This is a genomic window from Nostoc sp., assembly GCF_036916985.1.
Taxonomy (GTDB): Bacteria; Cyanobacteriota; Cyanobacteriia; order Cyanobacteriales; family Nostocaceae; genus Nostoc.
Window position 1 is genome coordinate 64,283 of the sequence record NZ_JBALFD010000014.1, and the last position, 13,264, is coordinate 77,546.

At 41.9% G+C, this 13,264-nt stretch carries 15 protein-coding genes; 8 read left to right on the forward strand and 7 right to left on the reverse strand.

Features of this window, described 5'->3' with window-relative positions; genetic code table 11:
- The first annotated feature begins 33 nt into the window (after positions 1 to 33).
- The 3 genes from V7L07_RS03875 to V7L07_RS03885 all read left to right on the forward strand — a co-directional run bounded on the left by V7L07_RS03875 (position 34) and on the right by V7L07_RS03885 (position 2,841).
- Positions 34 to 1,104 carry a protein-glutamate methylesterase/protein-glutamine glutaminase gene (locus V7L07_RS03875; RefSeq protein WP_335055237.1) on the forward strand — a complete coding sequence of 357 codons (1,071 nt, stop codon included), beginning with the start codon at positions 34 to 36 and terminating at the stop codon, positions 1,102 to 1,104.
- Positions 1,104 to 1,940: a CheR family methyltransferase gene (locus tag V7L07_RS03880; RefSeq protein ID WP_335055238.1), complete on the forward strand. Its 837-nt coding sequence runs from the start codon at positions 1,104 to 1,106 to the stop codon at positions 1,938 to 1,940. The genes V7L07_RS03875 and V7L07_RS03880 overlap by 1 nt, the downstream gene beginning before the upstream one ends.
- A gap of 589 nt (positions 1,941 to 2,529) precedes the next feature.
- Entirely contained in the window at positions 2,530 to 2,841 is a 312-nt protein-coding gene (locus tag V7L07_RS03885; protein ID WP_335055239.1) for a hypothetical protein, read from the forward strand.
- A gap of 245 nt (positions 2,842 to 3,086) precedes the next feature.
- On the opposite strand, the gene V7L07_RS03890 is transcribed toward V7L07_RS03885, so the two are convergent.
- The 4 genes from V7L07_RS03890 to V7L07_RS03905 form a co-directional block, all read right to left on the reverse strand.
- Complete coding sequence (locus V7L07_RS03890; protein WP_335055241.1) at positions 3,087 to 3,725, reverse strand: histidine phosphatase family protein; 639 nt, start codon at positions 3,723 to 3,725, stop codon at positions 3,087 to 3,089.
- A 381-nt stretch (positions 3,726 to 4,106) separates the two neighbouring features.
- The gene (locus tag V7L07_RS03895) at positions 4,107 to 4,451 is read right to left on the reverse strand and encodes an isochorismatase family protein (RefSeq protein WP_335055243.1); all 345 of its coding nucleotides are present in this window, start codon (positions 4,449 to 4,451) and stop codon (positions 4,107 to 4,109) included.
- Positions 4,448 to 4,972, reverse strand: coding sequence for an adenylate kinase (locus tag V7L07_RS03900; RefSeq protein WP_335055245.1), 525 nt, complete (start codon positions 4,970 to 4,972; stop codon positions 4,448 to 4,450). The genes V7L07_RS03895 and V7L07_RS03900 overlap by 4 nt, the downstream gene beginning before the upstream one ends.
- A 526-nt stretch (positions 4,973 to 5,498) precedes the next feature.
- Positions 5,499 to 6,254 carry a phosphocholine cytidylyltransferase family protein gene (locus tag V7L07_RS03905; protein ID WP_335055247.1) on the reverse strand — a complete coding sequence of 252 codons (756 nt, stop codon included), beginning with the start codon at positions 6,252 to 6,254 and terminating at the stop codon, positions 5,499 to 5,501.
- A 107-nt stretch (positions 6,255 to 6,361) separates the two neighbouring features.
- Here V7L07_RS03905 and V7L07_RS03910 point away from each other — a divergent pair, with 107 nt between their 5' ends.
- On the forward strand, positions 6,362 to 6,706 hold the full coding sequence (locus tag V7L07_RS03910; RefSeq protein WP_335055249.1) for a hypothetical protein: 345 nt from the start codon (positions 6,362 to 6,364) through the stop codon (positions 6,704 to 6,706).
- A gap of 10 nt (positions 6,707 to 6,716) precedes the next feature.
- Here V7L07_RS03910 and V7L07_RS03915 read toward each other — a convergent pair whose 3' ends face one another.
- The gene (locus V7L07_RS03915) at positions 6,717 to 7,439 is read right to left on the reverse strand and encodes a 2OG-Fe(II) oxygenase (RefSeq protein ID WP_335055251.1); all 723 of its coding nucleotides are present in this window, start codon (positions 7,437 to 7,439) and stop codon (positions 6,717 to 6,719) included.
- A gap of 491 nt (positions 7,440 to 7,930) precedes the next feature.
- Between V7L07_RS03915 and V7L07_RS03920 the strand changes: the two genes are divergently transcribed.
- Both V7L07_RS03920 and V7L07_RS03925 read left to right on the forward strand, forming a co-directional pair.
- A complete protein-coding gene (locus V7L07_RS03920; protein ID WP_335055253.1) occupies positions 7,931 to 8,371 on the forward strand; it encodes a KTSC domain-containing protein in 441 nt (146 codons plus the stop codon).
- Positions 8,372 to 8,434: 63 nt separating this feature from the next.
- Complete coding sequence (locus tag V7L07_RS03925; RefSeq protein ID WP_335055255.1) at positions 8,435 to 8,932, forward strand: molybdenum cofactor biosynthesis protein MoaE; 498 nt, start codon at positions 8,435 to 8,437, stop codon at positions 8,930 to 8,932.
- 518 nt (positions 8,933 to 9,450) lie between these two features.
- Here V7L07_RS03925 and V7L07_RS03930 read toward each other — a convergent pair.
- Positions 9,451 to 10,374: a nucleoside hydrolase gene (locus tag V7L07_RS03930; RefSeq protein ID WP_335055257.1), complete on the reverse strand. Its 924-nt coding sequence runs from the start codon at positions 10,372 to 10,374 to the stop codon at positions 9,451 to 9,453.
- 14 nt (positions 10,375 to 10,388) lie between these two features.
- Between V7L07_RS03930 and V7L07_RS03935 the strand changes: the two genes are divergently transcribed.
- The gene (locus tag V7L07_RS03935) at positions 10,389 to 10,820 is read left to right on the forward strand and encodes a nucleoside deaminase (protein ID WP_335055259.1); all 432 of its coding nucleotides are present in this window, start codon (positions 10,389 to 10,391) and stop codon (positions 10,818 to 10,820) included.
- A 57-nt stretch (positions 10,821 to 10,877) separates the two neighbouring features.
- Here V7L07_RS03935 and rbsK read toward each other — a convergent pair whose 3' ends face one another.
- Positions 10,878 to 11,813 carry a ribokinase gene (gene rbsK, locus V7L07_RS03940; RefSeq protein ID WP_335055261.1) on the reverse strand — a complete coding sequence of 312 codons (936 nt, stop codon included), beginning with the start codon at positions 11,811 to 11,813 and terminating at the stop codon, positions 10,878 to 10,880.
- Between the two features lie 428 nt (positions 11,814 to 12,241).
- Here rbsK and V7L07_RS03945 point away from each other — a divergent pair, with 428 nt between their 5' ends.
- Entirely contained in the window at positions 12,242 to 12,940 is a 699-nt protein-coding gene (locus V7L07_RS03945) for a hypothetical protein (RefSeq protein ID WP_335055263.1), read from the forward strand.
- Positions 12,941 to 13,264 lie beyond the last annotated feature (324 nt).

A 13,264-nucleotide genomic window follows, 5' to 3' on the forward strand; every position in this document is an offset into this window, starting at 1 on the left:
CCCCAATCCCCAATCCCCAATCCCCAATCCCCAATGCCCAAAATCCGAATACTAGTTGTTGATGACGCGGTAGTAGTTCGGAGTCGAATCAGTAAGATTTTGTCTATCGATCCAGAACTAGAAGTGGTAGGAGTCGCTGCTAACGGTCGCATCGCTCTTGCCAAAATTCCCCAGGTTAATCCTGATATTGTGATCCTGGATATCGAAATGCCAGAAATGGATGGTTTACAAACTCTGTCCGCGATTCGACAAATTTATCCTCACCTACCAGTGATTATGTTCAGTACCTCTACACGGACTGGAGCGATCGCCACCCTCGAAGCTCTCTCTTTAGGGGCTTCAGATTATGCCACAAAACCTAGTAACTTAGGAAGTGTAGAGGCGATAAATCAACATATTCAAGCGGATTTAATTCCCAAAATCAAAGTATTTGGTGCAAAAAAGACTCCATTGACAACACCAAGCACAGTTCATCCAGTTGTTTTTCCCCTTTACACCAATCCCAAGCGGGTAGAGGTTATAGCAATTGGGGTTTCTACTGGAGGGCCTAATGCCCTAAGTATATTGCTTAGAGAGCTTCCAGCCGATTTATCAGTTCCCATCTTGATTGTGCAACACATGCCCCCCATGTTTACGAAACTATTAGCTGAACGATTATCTTCTAAATGTCAAATCCCAGTCAATGAAGCGGTTCCTGGAGTGGTATTAGAACCTGGACAAGCTTGGATTGCACCGGGAGATTTTCATTTAGTTGTGCAACGCGACAAAGGTGTGGTTCGACTTGCGACTCATCAAGCACCGAGCGAAAATTCCTGTCGTCCTTCAGTAGATGTACTCTTGCGCTCGGTAGCAGAGGTTTATGGTGCCGGAGCGATCGCAGTCATCCTTACAGGTATGGGGCAAGATGGGTTACATGGCTGTAAGTGTATCCGCGAGGCGGGTGGACAAGTGCTAGCACAAGACAAAGCTAGTAGCGTAGTGTGGGGGATGCCTAGTTTTGTGGTTAATGCTGGACTTGCCGATCAAGTTGTCACCCTTGACCAAATGGCAACTGAAATTATGCGGCGAATTCGTGACCATAAAATTTCTATTTCAGGTCTGTAATGCAACAGACTAAGAGCGTAAGCACCGATGATTTTGAGTATCTTCGTCAATTAGTTCGCGATCATTCAGCAGTTGTGTTGTCTGCTAATAAAATTTACCTAGCGGAGCTACATTTACAGCCAATTGCAGAATCAGCAGGATTCACTTTCATTTCTGAACTGGTGGGATATTTAAAGACTCAACCCTTTAACAATCTTCACATCCAGACAATCGAGGCGTTAGTCACTAACGAAACCTCATTCTTTCGAGATCATCATCCTTTTGAAGCACTGAGACAATACATACTACCAGAGTTAATCAAAAAACGAGCCATTGAGCGATCGCTAAACATTTGGTGTGCTGCTTGCTCTAATGGACAAGAACCCTACAGCATCGCTATGCTAATTCGTGAACATTTTCCCTTACTTACCAATTGGTCGATAAGGCTAATTGCTAGTGATTTTTCTACCAAGGTATTAGCGCGTGCCGAAAAAGGGCATTATAACCAACTTGAAATTAGCCGTGGACTATCTGAAAATCTCCGTGACAAGTACTTTCAGAGGCTAGATAGTGACTGGCAAATCAAGTCCGAAATTCGCCAGATGACTCAGTTTCGTCAGATCAACCTGATGGAATCTTGGTCATCCCTTCCTGAAATCGACGTGATCTTTTTACGCAATGTTTTAATCTACTATGATATAGCGACCAAGAAAGCCTTGCTGAGAAAGGTAAAACAGCAATTAAGAACAGATGGCTACCTGTTTCTCGGTACGGCTGAGACGACTATCAACCTGGATAGCTCATTCAAGCAGGTTTCATTTAACAAAGGTATCTGCTATCAATTACACAATGCTTAACCCGGATTTATCGCTTGTGTAGCAAAATTGTCCCAGAAAACAGCGATCGCTCTCCCTCGATACGCTTGTTGTGCTACCACCAACCACATAGTAGATAACATCTGCTCTATATCTGGGTTTAGACGAGAGTAACTTACTTCGTCACTAGACCAATTGCATCTGTCCAAGTCAAAAACTCGAAGTTAGGAATGGGAAGTCATAGGGTGCTTAGTGACCGAAAACGACTCATGATACAAGCCCCTAAATTTATTTATGGAGAAGCAAAAAAAATGTATAACGATAGCGCAGCGTTAGCGAGTCATCGAGCGTCGTGGCACAACGCATCGCGTTTCGCGTCTCCCCTTGGGAGAAGAAATACGAAGTCCGTTTACAAGCCCCTAAATTTATTTATGGGGATCATTAATTTTGAATTTTGAATTTTGAATTCGGAGCGTACCCCTGCGGGGAAGCAAGCTACGCGCAGCGTCTCGTAGAGAAGCGACGTGACTTTAGTCATGTTTAAGTGGTGACATTTGCTAGATATCTTTTCTTGATTATGCAGAATATATTAGCAATATACAAGTTAAGGAAAACAAGGATTAAAGGATATATGAATCGCTTAAAATCTATTCTTCTTGGTGGTTTATTAGCATCTGTTTCAATTGCTGCTCTTTCAACTCATGCTAATGCTTCTGTTGTGAATTTTCGCAATGATCATTTAAATACTAATACTATTGCTCTTAATAACGCTAAACTAATTCGTGAGCGTCAATTGCATGAACAGCAGGTTCGTGAACAAAAGGCTCGTGAATTACGTGAACGCCAAGCTCGTGAACAAAAAGCCCGTGAATTACGTGAACGCCAAGCTCGTGAACAAAAAGCTCGTGAATTGCGTGAGCGCCAAGCTCGTCTTCATCACTAAAATTTGAATTTTTACTCGCTCTGCGATCGCCCCGCATTCCCATTCCCCTATCTCCTGTAAGATAGGGTGAAATGGGAGCAATGCTCTAATAGTGAGCAGGAGAAGCAGGGGAGGCAGGGGGAGACAAAAAATAAGTGTATTCCGGGCTATTACAGTAGCGAAAATTACTAAAATTTTCTCTTTACTCCCCCTGCTCAAAAATAGCCCATTTCAGTATGATTTCACTTTTTCACGTTGCTACCCTATTATGTTCCCGGACGAGAGCGAATACTATCGGGTATATGATGGCGATCGCCTAATATTTCTAACAAGGGGCCATTAACGTCAAATTTAACCATACTTACCGACGCGACCAAAATATTCACCCGATAGCGATAGCGTCCTAAATCAATTCCCAGTAAACTGCAAAGCATAATCCGAATCGTGGCTTTATGAGAAACTACTAAAACATTACCTTCGGGGTGTTTTTCTTGAATTTCAGCAATTACAGGCATAGAACGGTTAGCAATATCTACCGCAGTTTCTCCACCTAATGGTGCATTCCAAGCGGGTTCCGTCAACCATTTTACATAGTTTTCTGCGTAATTCTCTTGAGCAAACGATTTACTCTTAGTTTCCCATTTGCCGTAACTACCTTCTCTTAGCCCGTCACGCAACTGCATATCCATACCGATAGCATCACAAAATGGCTTGGCAGTTGCAATTGTGCGCTTCATCGGGCTAACATAAACAGCCTCCCACAACAAGCTTTGATAAACATCGGCAAAACCGGATGCCATCTGCATCCCCTCTGTTGTCAACTGGGCATCAGTTTCACCGCAGAAATTACCACTTTGACTAAAAGTAGTTTCTCCATGTCGGAGTAAATATAAATTGAGTGTCATAGCTTGTATCGCAATTGGGATCAAGGAGTTTGTGCAAAATTGAAGGAGGCAGAGGGCAGAAGGAACAAGTCTTTATGAGATTCAGATTCCTCCTACACTTGGCAGCACTGAACAAGAGTTCAGTCGGGATTTTAAACCCAAGTTCGCTACGGTCACTCAACTGATGGCAGAAGACAGTATTCCAACTGAGCCTCATATCCTCTGCCTTTCTTGATAAACTACCATCAATCTTGCAATCGAGTCTGTGACACCAGGACAAAGTAATCAACCAAAAAAGTCAATCAACCACAAACTTTTATCAACGACGTGGTATTCCTAAGACTTTAGGCTAGGGGTGTTGACAGGGGATTTATGATTTTTGGCTCATGTCACCGCAAGGATTCAGGTTTTATAATTAAAGTTAAAGGGCTTAGAGCATTTTTTATTAATTAAAATAAAACTCGAAAAGTTCTCTGTAAATGCTGAGTAATAAGGTTTATCAAAAATATTATTTATATCTGGCTGAAGTTCATCAATAATGATCGTTTCTGGTTCATATATCAACTTCGACCAATTAATTAGTTTGACATAATTACTGTCAGCAGTATTGATAAATCTTGTAAATCTAACGATTTTACCAGTCGCCAAAAAATGCTCGATTAATTTAATGACAGTAGGAATAATATGTCTGCATTTCTCAGGCATAAAACCATTTTGCATATCCACTACAAGAAGGATTTCGCTCATTTGTGCCCTGCATGAATTAATTCAAGAAATTGCGAAATTTCTTTAGTCGAGCGAATGTGATAAACATTTTTGATGCTTTGAGCCTGCTCGATAAACTCACGATATTTTGGGGTCAAATATTTGTGACATAACCAAAGCACGCGGTAGCTACTAAGAGAACTCCTTAATATGGGGCTGTTTTCGGGCCAGCCTGATGGCGGTTGAAAGTAACCTGTGATGAGTCGTTTAGTTACCCACCAAAAATGCACATAGAGTGGTAAATCAATAAAAACTAGAGTATCCGCCTCGTCAAGTCTTGGCCAGAGAGTTTCCATGCAACCAAACCCATCAATAATCCATTGGTCAGTAACTAAAATTTGTTGATGGGCGTGCTTATAGTCTTCATGTGGAAGCTCTGTGCCTCCTGATTGATATTTAATCTTATCCAAGGCGTAAAGTGGCAAGCCAGTGATTTGAGATAATCTCTCGCTTAGAGTTGATTTGCCGCCTCCAGCATTACCAAACACCGCTACTTTTTTCATCGCCACTCTCCTTTTAGTGTAATCAAGTCAAATTTGGCACAAGCTTGTCACGAAAGAATAAAAGTTTTCGCTAGATTACTTTTATACTACAAAATGTGTCGCCAACTTTCCTCTCTTCAGCATTAATAAACCCACAAGCGATCGCTCTCTTAAGCGAGGCATAGTCCATCTGTGCAACCATCGATTCTCTCTCTATATTGCCGAAAGCCCTGCTGACGTGGGCTATTGGAGTGATGAGTGGGGTGTTGGTGGGAAATCTTGGGTCAAGATTCGTTTTACAAGTTTTTTTAGGCTGACCCAGCACTAAGACAGTTAGGTTAAATTGCAAATAAAATCATATCCGTCTACGACACGCACTTGCGTTCGCTGCGGACAGGCTTCCAGAGCGATCGCACAATCCTATTGCTAGATGACGAAACCAAGTACTAGGGGGAATTTTAAGACTTGTGTGTACACCGTAGCCTTTTAGGAGAGAGGTCAAACTATAATGTATTCCAAGCCAAACCCGCTATGAATGAAGATACTTTCAGACATTTTCTGCGACTTCTATCTGAGGTAAAATCTCATTTTGGGCACGTTGAATATCCTGGGGAAAATCGATTTCTAGCCAAGGTAATCCAGTTATGTCTTCATAGCCAAATTCTTCTGGAGTTTCTAACAATAGATCCCGAATTACTTCTTCATAAGGTTCATCATCTCGTCCATCTGCAACATACTTTTCTGTGCGATTAGCAAGACGGTGAGCAGCAGCACTTCCAAACCGAAAGAATCCCACTGACTCGCCAATCAAATCATAAACCAAACCAAGAGCTACTTGTTTGCGAAACTCCACTAGATAATTATTTTTAACACAAAGCTTTACGGGTTCATCTCCCGGTTCAAAATCCCGATCCAGCAAGAAGCTATTGGGGATATTTGTCTTTACCAGTCGTTCGATGATGCGGCGATCGCACAACACATCTGCATCCATTAATAATATCTCATCGCCAGCAGCTAAATGCTGACGTACAGTCCAAAGGCTGATTACACTGCCTTTAGTATAATCAGGATTATAAACTGTACTAACCCAATTTTCGGCTCCTAATACTTTGATTTCATCCTGAATTCTTTGTGCTTGATAACCCACAGTAATTACCACTTGGTTAATCTGGTAATGACGGAGATAGTTCAAATGGCGCTCTAATAGAGATTTGCCGTTAAATTTCAGTAAGCATTTGGGTTGGATTTGCCCGTCTTTACCTAAGCGTCGTCCAACGCCAGCAGCTAATATAATTGCCTTCATCGTCAAGTCACCAACAAAGCTATGACACCAGGAAATCTAAAAATTTTCCCAGTATTTCATAATGACTGTTTTTTGCTCCAGACAATATTTGTTAATTAATTCTTAACATGGAAGAAACAATAATTCTGTATCGCCCCACAGGCCCAAAAGAGCTAGAACTGGTTAAACAAAGCGAATACACCAAATGGCCGCCGAGACTACCTGAACAGCCAATTTTCTACCCAGTGACAAACGAGCAATATGCCCAGGAAATTGCGACTAAATGGAATATTCGGGACAGTGGCGTGGGTTATGTGACACGGTTTGAGGTTAGAAAAATTTTCATGGATAAGTATGAAGTTCATCAAGTCGGGGCTTCATATCATACAGAGTGGTGGATTCCAGCCGAAGAACTGGAAGAGTTAAACAGCAACATTGTGGGTAAAATCGAGGTGATTGGGGAATATAGGTAGAAGCCAGATATTATTGACCTGAAGTGCGAAACACTTGGCGAAACCCGAAATAAGCGATCGCATCTTTCATATTTGAGACAAAACGTTTTAGCATACCCATACGGGTGTCGGTGACGTACTCCAAAGTCAAGACAATACGCTGTTCATTGTCACCCAAAGGAGTAACTCTGTGGTAAAGTTTATCACCATTGAATAAGACTAGAGTACCAGGAGTTAAGGAGAGCGATCGCTTTTGCGTTTCTCGTTCAGGAATATCCTTATAGAGTTGATATTCCAACTTACTGGATGAATTATCAACTAAACCAAGCAACACTGTATAGCGTTTCCCGCGATAATAAGAGGTATCGTAATGATACTGGATATGATCTCCTGGCTCAGTGTAATAGTACAGTGCGTAAGTATGGGGATCGGTATCAGGACAAGGAAGGAGTTTTTCTGTTGTAATTTGATTGAGGAAGTCAAAAAAGGCACTGAGTTGATAAAACTCTCCGAAAATTGGAGCTAGGCTATCTAAACTATAGCGGCTGATACTACCGCCCTTTTTATGATTGGGAATATAGTTGCGATTGATCGCAGGTTGCAAAGACGGCAACAGTGCTAAAAAATGCTCAATGATGGAGTTTGGGATAAAGTTCTCAATCACCAACAATTCATTCTGTGCTTGAAACTCAGCTTGAAGTTTCTGGTAATCAACAGCTACTATTGCTTTATCAATTTCAGTTTGAAGCTCCATCGATCATTTGATATTAATACAAGCTTGCAAAAACAAACATACCATTGACTTACGCACGGACTAAGGAACTTCCAAAAAAATATCCAATTAACTCTTGTGGGGTGGGTATCTTACCATAGGTGTCAAGTTAAGCTCAAACTTCCTATGTCAATAAGCATTTATGCTGATAAATTCGGTTTGAAAGGGACAAAAAACGAACTTTTTCAGGGACTATTAATGCTTTGTTTATTAGCATCACTCCCAGCTTGCCTATAAAAGTTAGAAAAAAGTTCACCTTTATACTTCGTTCCTAACAAAACCCATCGTTGACAAATGGGTTTTAACCTTAAGTTGACACCTATGGTATCTTACCCGCCCAGTACATAACACAGGCTTGGTGAAAAAAACTTGACAGCAGAGTGCTTGGATAGTATATTTGTACTATCCAAGCACTTAAGTATTGTATAAAACTTTAACACTCCCGACTACGCCAATAGGAGAGCGCAAAATAAATGAAGCTATCTAAGGTAGACTTGAGCAGTTTAGTAGCGATCGCTCACTCTGATGGATATTTGCAGTTGTTGCTCGATCGAGGCGACGAATTAGAGTTTTTGGAAATTCCAGCGCCAATACAGGCTTATGAAGGATTGCAAGAACTCAACGAAGCGATGTCTACGACGGGCTACGCCTACGCCGAAACAACTGCATTACCTTTTGAAGAAGAACCAATTTTGATGCTACCAGTTGTCTCCTCAATGGCTATGGCTGTAGGCTACGATCGCAACGAACAGATTTTGCAAGTTGAGTTTCAAAGTGGCGCTGTTTATCAATACTTAGGCGTAGACGAGGATACTTGGGAAGATTTACATTCCTCTGACTCCATTGGCAGCTTTTTCAATCAAGAGATTAAAGGTAGATATGATTGCGATCGTCTAGATTGTGCAGGCCATTAAACATAGACTATCAAAGCTTTTTTCAGAGACAATATAAAAAGCCCATACAATATCAAAGCTGTTATGACAACGACACTTGCCTCTGCTGTTAAACCAAGAGCCGAAGATAGTTTTGCCATTACCTTTGCACCATTATCTCTTGAAGAAATTTACACCAAGTCTGACGATCCAGCCAATGGTGCTGTGGTTCTGATGAGTGGCATGGTTCGCAATCAAACCGATGGTAAACCTGTGATTGCTCTAGAGTATCAAGCTTATGAACCGATGGCATTGCGGATATTTTATCAAATTGCTGCTGATATTCGCTTATCTATGTCTGATGTGAATCGAGTCGCAATTCATCATCGCGTTGGACGTTTGCGAGTTGGAGAAATCAGCGTTTTAGTCGCGGTAGGTTGTCCCCATCGCAGTGAGGCGTTTGAAGCTTGTCAATATGCTATTGATACGCTCAAACACAATGCGCCTATATGGAAAAAAGAGTGGTATAGCGAACTAGATGGTAAACTATCTAGTACTTGGGTAAGTATTGGTGCTTGTGAACAGTCAGGAAAAAATTGTTAAAATTCCCGAAGTGATTGCCTATGCACGTGTTTCGTCTGCATAGGGCGATGCGAGCGTAACCATAGCGTGAAAATAGCAGACCTTGAAAATGCCGTAATAGAGGCTTTTACAACTAGAGCGGATGAATTGCTGAATTTTATCGTATAGACAACCTTCAATAGTTATCGGGTCAAAGGCAAGAGTCTTTATATAGTGAGGATTTGGAAGTTGATGGAGTGCTGCGATTTTCCGAAGAGGAGAAGTTATGGGTTGCCGCCATTGATTGGGATCAAATCAGACAAGTTGAAGATTTTGTTGTGCAGGCAAAAGTTTGAGTATTTACTTCACTTAATTTTTTAGATTTTTATGAAAAAAGTGAAGGTTTAAAACCGTACTTCGTCCTGCTACGCTAACGCCTGCAAGTGGCGCGTTCGCGGTAGCATCTCGTAGAGAAAGAATCCTTGTTTTCCAAGGTAGGTAGAAACCCCATCCCTTGTAGGTGGCTGAATTGAATTTTGAATTTTGAATTTTGAATTGATTCATCTTGCCCATTGCTGCAAGATGTAAGCATAAAAAGCCTCTTTATCTACCTGATCCATTGCATAAATTTTTCGACCATTAGGAACTACTTTAGTACGCCCCTGACTAAGACCAGTGGTAATAATTTCTGTTTCCCATTCGCGCAGTTGATAATATTCTGGATGTCCTAAATAAGCCGTTGCCAACACATCCCAGAAATAATAATCTTGGGGGATAACTAGTGCATAACATTGTCCAGCTAGATCAGAGATGGGATAGTGGCGTTGTCGCCCCATTTTGTATACTAACTCCGATGTGACTGGGACATTGTTAGTTAAATCCAAAGGACACATAATAATTTCAATTTGGGTTTGCCATACCCGCGCGGCTGAAACCGCATCCCAATAAACATTCCATTCGGCGGAACCGTCTTGTCCTGCTTCCAAACTTTTTTCCACATTACCATTAACATTTAACGCACCCCCCATCCACACAATTTTGTGAATCTTGGCTTCAATATCCGGTGCTTTATCTAAAGCTACTGCAACCGTTGTCAACGGGCCAGTTACCATCAGCGTTACGGGGCTTGATGCGTCACGTAACACCTGTATCATGAAATCCTGACCTGTTTCGGCAACCAGAGGCGTAGTAATGGTTTCGCTTTGATTGAGAATCGGGAGATGATCGACGATAAACGAATCACGGCGATAGAGAGTAGGAAATGGATTGATACCGCGCACAGTGCTTTCTGCCACCGGGATATGAGAAAATCCCATCAAATCTATAATTTTACGTGTGGCGCTAACAGCTGGTTGAACGTAGCAATCTGCTGGAGTGACGACAACACCAAGAAGTTCTATATGATCCATCGTCAACAGCAGCATAGTTGCTAGATAATCATCTACACCGCCATCATGATCCATTAATACAAGTTGTTTTGTCATAAAAGGAGAATTATATGGATGAGTTTATGGAAGCTGCTATTCAAGAAGCAAAACAAGGCAGACAAGAAGGTGGAATTCCTATTGGTTCGGTTCTCGTTAAAGATGGCAAAATTCTCGGCAGAGGACACAATAAACGCGTGCAAGATGCCGATCCTGTTACCCACGCCGAAATCGATTGTCTCCGCAATGCTGGAAGAGTTGGCAGCTATAGAGGGACAACACTTTATTCAACTTTAATGCCGTGTTACCTGTGCGCTGGGGCAGTGGTACAATTTGGCATTAAAAAAGTCATCGCTGGAGAATCCAAAACTTTTCCTGGTGCTAAAGAATTTATGGTATCTCATGGTGTGGAAGTAATTGATCTTAATCTTGACGAATGCGAACAAATTATGAGTGAGTTTATTGAAACTAACCCTGAACTTTGGAATGAAGATATTGGTAAATAGGGATTGGGTATTGGGTATTAAGGTAAGAGTTGTTTTCCAGTCCCTAGTCCCCAGTCCCTAGTCCCTAGTCCCCAATCCCCTTTCCTTAAGAAATGCATCAAATATAAACCTATCTGGTAAAGAAGTTTGTGCGCCTGGCTTTGTCGCCGTCAAAGCACCTGCGGCTGCACCCCAAATAACTGCCTGATGTAAAGAAAGTCCTTCAAAAAGTGCCGCAGCTAAACCGCCATTGAAAGCATCACCTGCGGCTACTGTGTCTACTGCATGAATTGAAAACGCGGGTACAAAAAACTTTTCTTTAGGAGTGGCACAAAAAACACCTTTAGAACCCAGTTTGACGATCGCACATTTCACACCCCGTTCTAACAAAACCGCAGCTGCTTTGGCTGCTTGTTCCTCTCCATCCACAGAAAAACCCACCAACTGCGCTGCTTCAACTTCATTTGGTGTGATAATGTCTACTAATGGATACAGTTCATCTGGTAAATTAGATTGTGTGGGTGCTGGGTCGAAAATTACTTTTATGTTTGCACCTTTTGCAGCTTTAGCAGCAGCAACTACGGCATTGATCGGAATTTCTAGTTGTAAAAGTATTGCTGTAGCTGTTGGTAAAAGGTGGGATAATCGCTCTACATCTTCTTGATTTACACTCCCATTTGCACCAGGAATAACGACGATTTGATTTTCACCAGTATGACTCACGGTGATGATTGCGACTCCAGAACTAACAGTTTTATCCACAAAAATGTTATCAGTCTGCACACCAGCTGCTTGCAAATTGTTAACAAGTTCCGTTCCAAAATCATCTGCACCTACACGCCCCACTATCTGAGTAGGAATGCCCAATTTCGCTAACGCTACGGCTTGATTGGCTCCCTTCCCTCCCGAAACTTTAAAAAAATCTTCTCCTAGCAACGTTTCTCCTGCGACTGGCAATCGGGGTGTTGTTGCTACCAAGTCTATATTTATACTGCCAAAGACGATAATACTCATAATGCCGATTTTTACTGAGGTTAAAGTTATTTAGATCACTTCAATCGGGATATACTTCTAGATTATTAGTAAACTAAAGCAACTTATTCAACTAAGTTATTCTCGCCTCAACCCAGACACAAAGAGGGTGTTATCTACTCAGTGTTTGGTGGTAGCACAATAGGCAATACGGTTCGGTTAAGGTTTTTTGATGAAAATTCTAGATCGCAAAGACGCGATAAATCATCACAAAGACGCGATAAATCGCCGTCTCTACAATAATCAGTTTTTTGTCTTGACGGCAATTCATTGCGTCTCTTGCCTTAACCGAACAGTATTTGCACAACAATCCCCAGTCCCCAATCCCCAGTTCCCTCTATACGTTTTATTGACTGAACTAACGCCATAGTCCAGTGCGATCGCTACAATCTTAGGATAAGCAATATTCGATGGTGCAGCAGATGCTCAAGCGGCTATTTCAATGGTTCAAAAAGCTTTTTCAGAACTTGTTTGGTGGAAAACAGACTGCCTCCAAATCTAGGGGGAATGTGGAAAAGGAACCAGCGCCACCCCTAAGCGATACGGATCTGGAATTTCTCTTTAACGAACTGTTGCAAGGAGTTCATCAAGCACGAGGCGAAGCATGGGCGCGAAAGTGGCTGCATAATATTGAACATCGTATCCCAACTGAAGACTGGGTTGAGTGGTTAGGGCGCTTTGGCGACAGATTGCTTGCATCACCTACACCCAACAATGAAATGGCTGCGCGGTTAGTGCAACTGGGTGAATTGGACATCCCAGAAATCGGAGATGTTGCCTATAGTATTGGGATGCAGTTGTTGACACGCAATCCAGGCGAACCCATTTGGGAATATGCCGGGCCAGATACAGTTAGCATAAATTTGCCCTCTGAGCCAACTAACCCAGTATCAGAGTTAGGAGATACGCCAGAGAACCCCCCGGAGGGAGAATACCAAACTGTCACCCTAGAAGAGTTGTTTGTGATGTTACAGGAGGATGAAAACTTACGCCAGCAGATTGCTCAACAGCTTGCCGTTGAAACAGATGACCCACAAGTGCTTGTCCAGGCATTGATTAGCCAATTATATCCCGGTGGTGAATCGACTACAGAGCAAACAGAAAATTAATGGCAGAGTCAAGAGATTTTGGATTTTGGATTTTAAATTTTCGATTGACCCCATCGATAAACAGATGCAGCTGGAAGATTTTGGATTCTGGATTTGTGTAACCTCCGAAGGTTGAAAACGCGTAGCGGGATGTTAGTTAGGCATGAACCATAAAGAATCTAAAATCTAAAATCTAAAATCTAAAATTGTCAGGGCCAAAACTCAAGAGTTAAATCTGGGAATTGTAACGTTGTAATGCTATGCTCTTGAAGATTTGTATATTTTTTGCTAACCTGCTACGGAAGCGCTGTCCGAATCTAATGGATTTTTACGTAATTGATGATT

Coding starts and splice junctions, on each gene's coding strand:
- V7L07_RS03875 (WP_335055237.1), top strand. CDS start 34: ATGCCCAAAATCCGAATACTAGTTGTTGATGACGCGGTAGTAGTTCGG.
- V7L07_RS03880 (WP_335055238.1), top strand. CDS start 1,104: ATGCAACAGACTAAGAGCGTAAGCACCGATGATTTTGAGTATCTTCGT.
- V7L07_RS03885 (WP_335055239.1), top strand. CDS start 2,530: ATGAATCGCTTAAAATCTATTCTTCTTGGTGGTTTATTAGCATCTGTT.
- V7L07_RS03890 (WP_335055241.1), bottom strand. CDS start 3,725: ATGACACTCAATTTATATTTACTCCGACATGGAGAAACTACTTTTAGT.
- V7L07_RS03895 (WP_335055243.1), bottom strand. CDS start 4,451: ATGAGCGAAATCCTTCTTGTAGTGGATATGCAAAATGGTTTTATGCCT.
- V7L07_RS03900 (WP_335055245.1), bottom strand. CDS start 4,972: ATGAAAAAAGTAGCGGTGTTTGGTAATGCTGGAGGCGGCAAATCAACT.
- V7L07_RS03905 (WP_335055247.1), bottom strand. CDS start 6,254: ATGAAGGCAATTATATTAGCTGCTGGCGTTGGACGACGCTTAGGTAAA.
- V7L07_RS03910 (WP_335055249.1), top strand. CDS start 6,362: ATGGAAGAAACAATAATTCTGTATCGCCCCACAGGCCCAAAAGAGCTA.
- V7L07_RS03915 (WP_335055251.1), bottom strand. CDS start 7,439: ATGGAGCTTCAAACTGAAATTGATAAAGCAATAGTAGCTGTTGATTAC.
- V7L07_RS03920 (WP_335055253.1), top strand. CDS start 7,931: ATGAAGCTATCTAAGGTAGACTTGAGCAGTTTAGTAGCGATCGCTCAC.
- V7L07_RS03925 (WP_335055255.1), top strand. CDS start 8,435: ATGACAACGACACTTGCCTCTGCTGTTAAACCAAGAGCCGAAGATAGT.
- V7L07_RS03930 (WP_335055257.1), bottom strand. CDS start 10,374: ATGACAAAACAACTTGTATTAATGGATCATGATGGCGGTGTAGATGAT.
- V7L07_RS03935 (WP_335055259.1), top strand. CDS start 10,389: ATGGATGAGTTTATGGAAGCTGCTATTCAAGAAGCAAAACAAGGCAGA.
- rbsK (WP_335055261.1), bottom strand. CDS start 11,813: ATGAGTATTATCGTCTTTGGCAGTATAAATATAGACTTGGTAGCAACA.
- V7L07_RS03945 (WP_335055263.1), top strand. CDS start 12,242: ATGGTGCAGCAGATGCTCAAGCGGCTATTTCAATGGTTCAAAAAGCTT.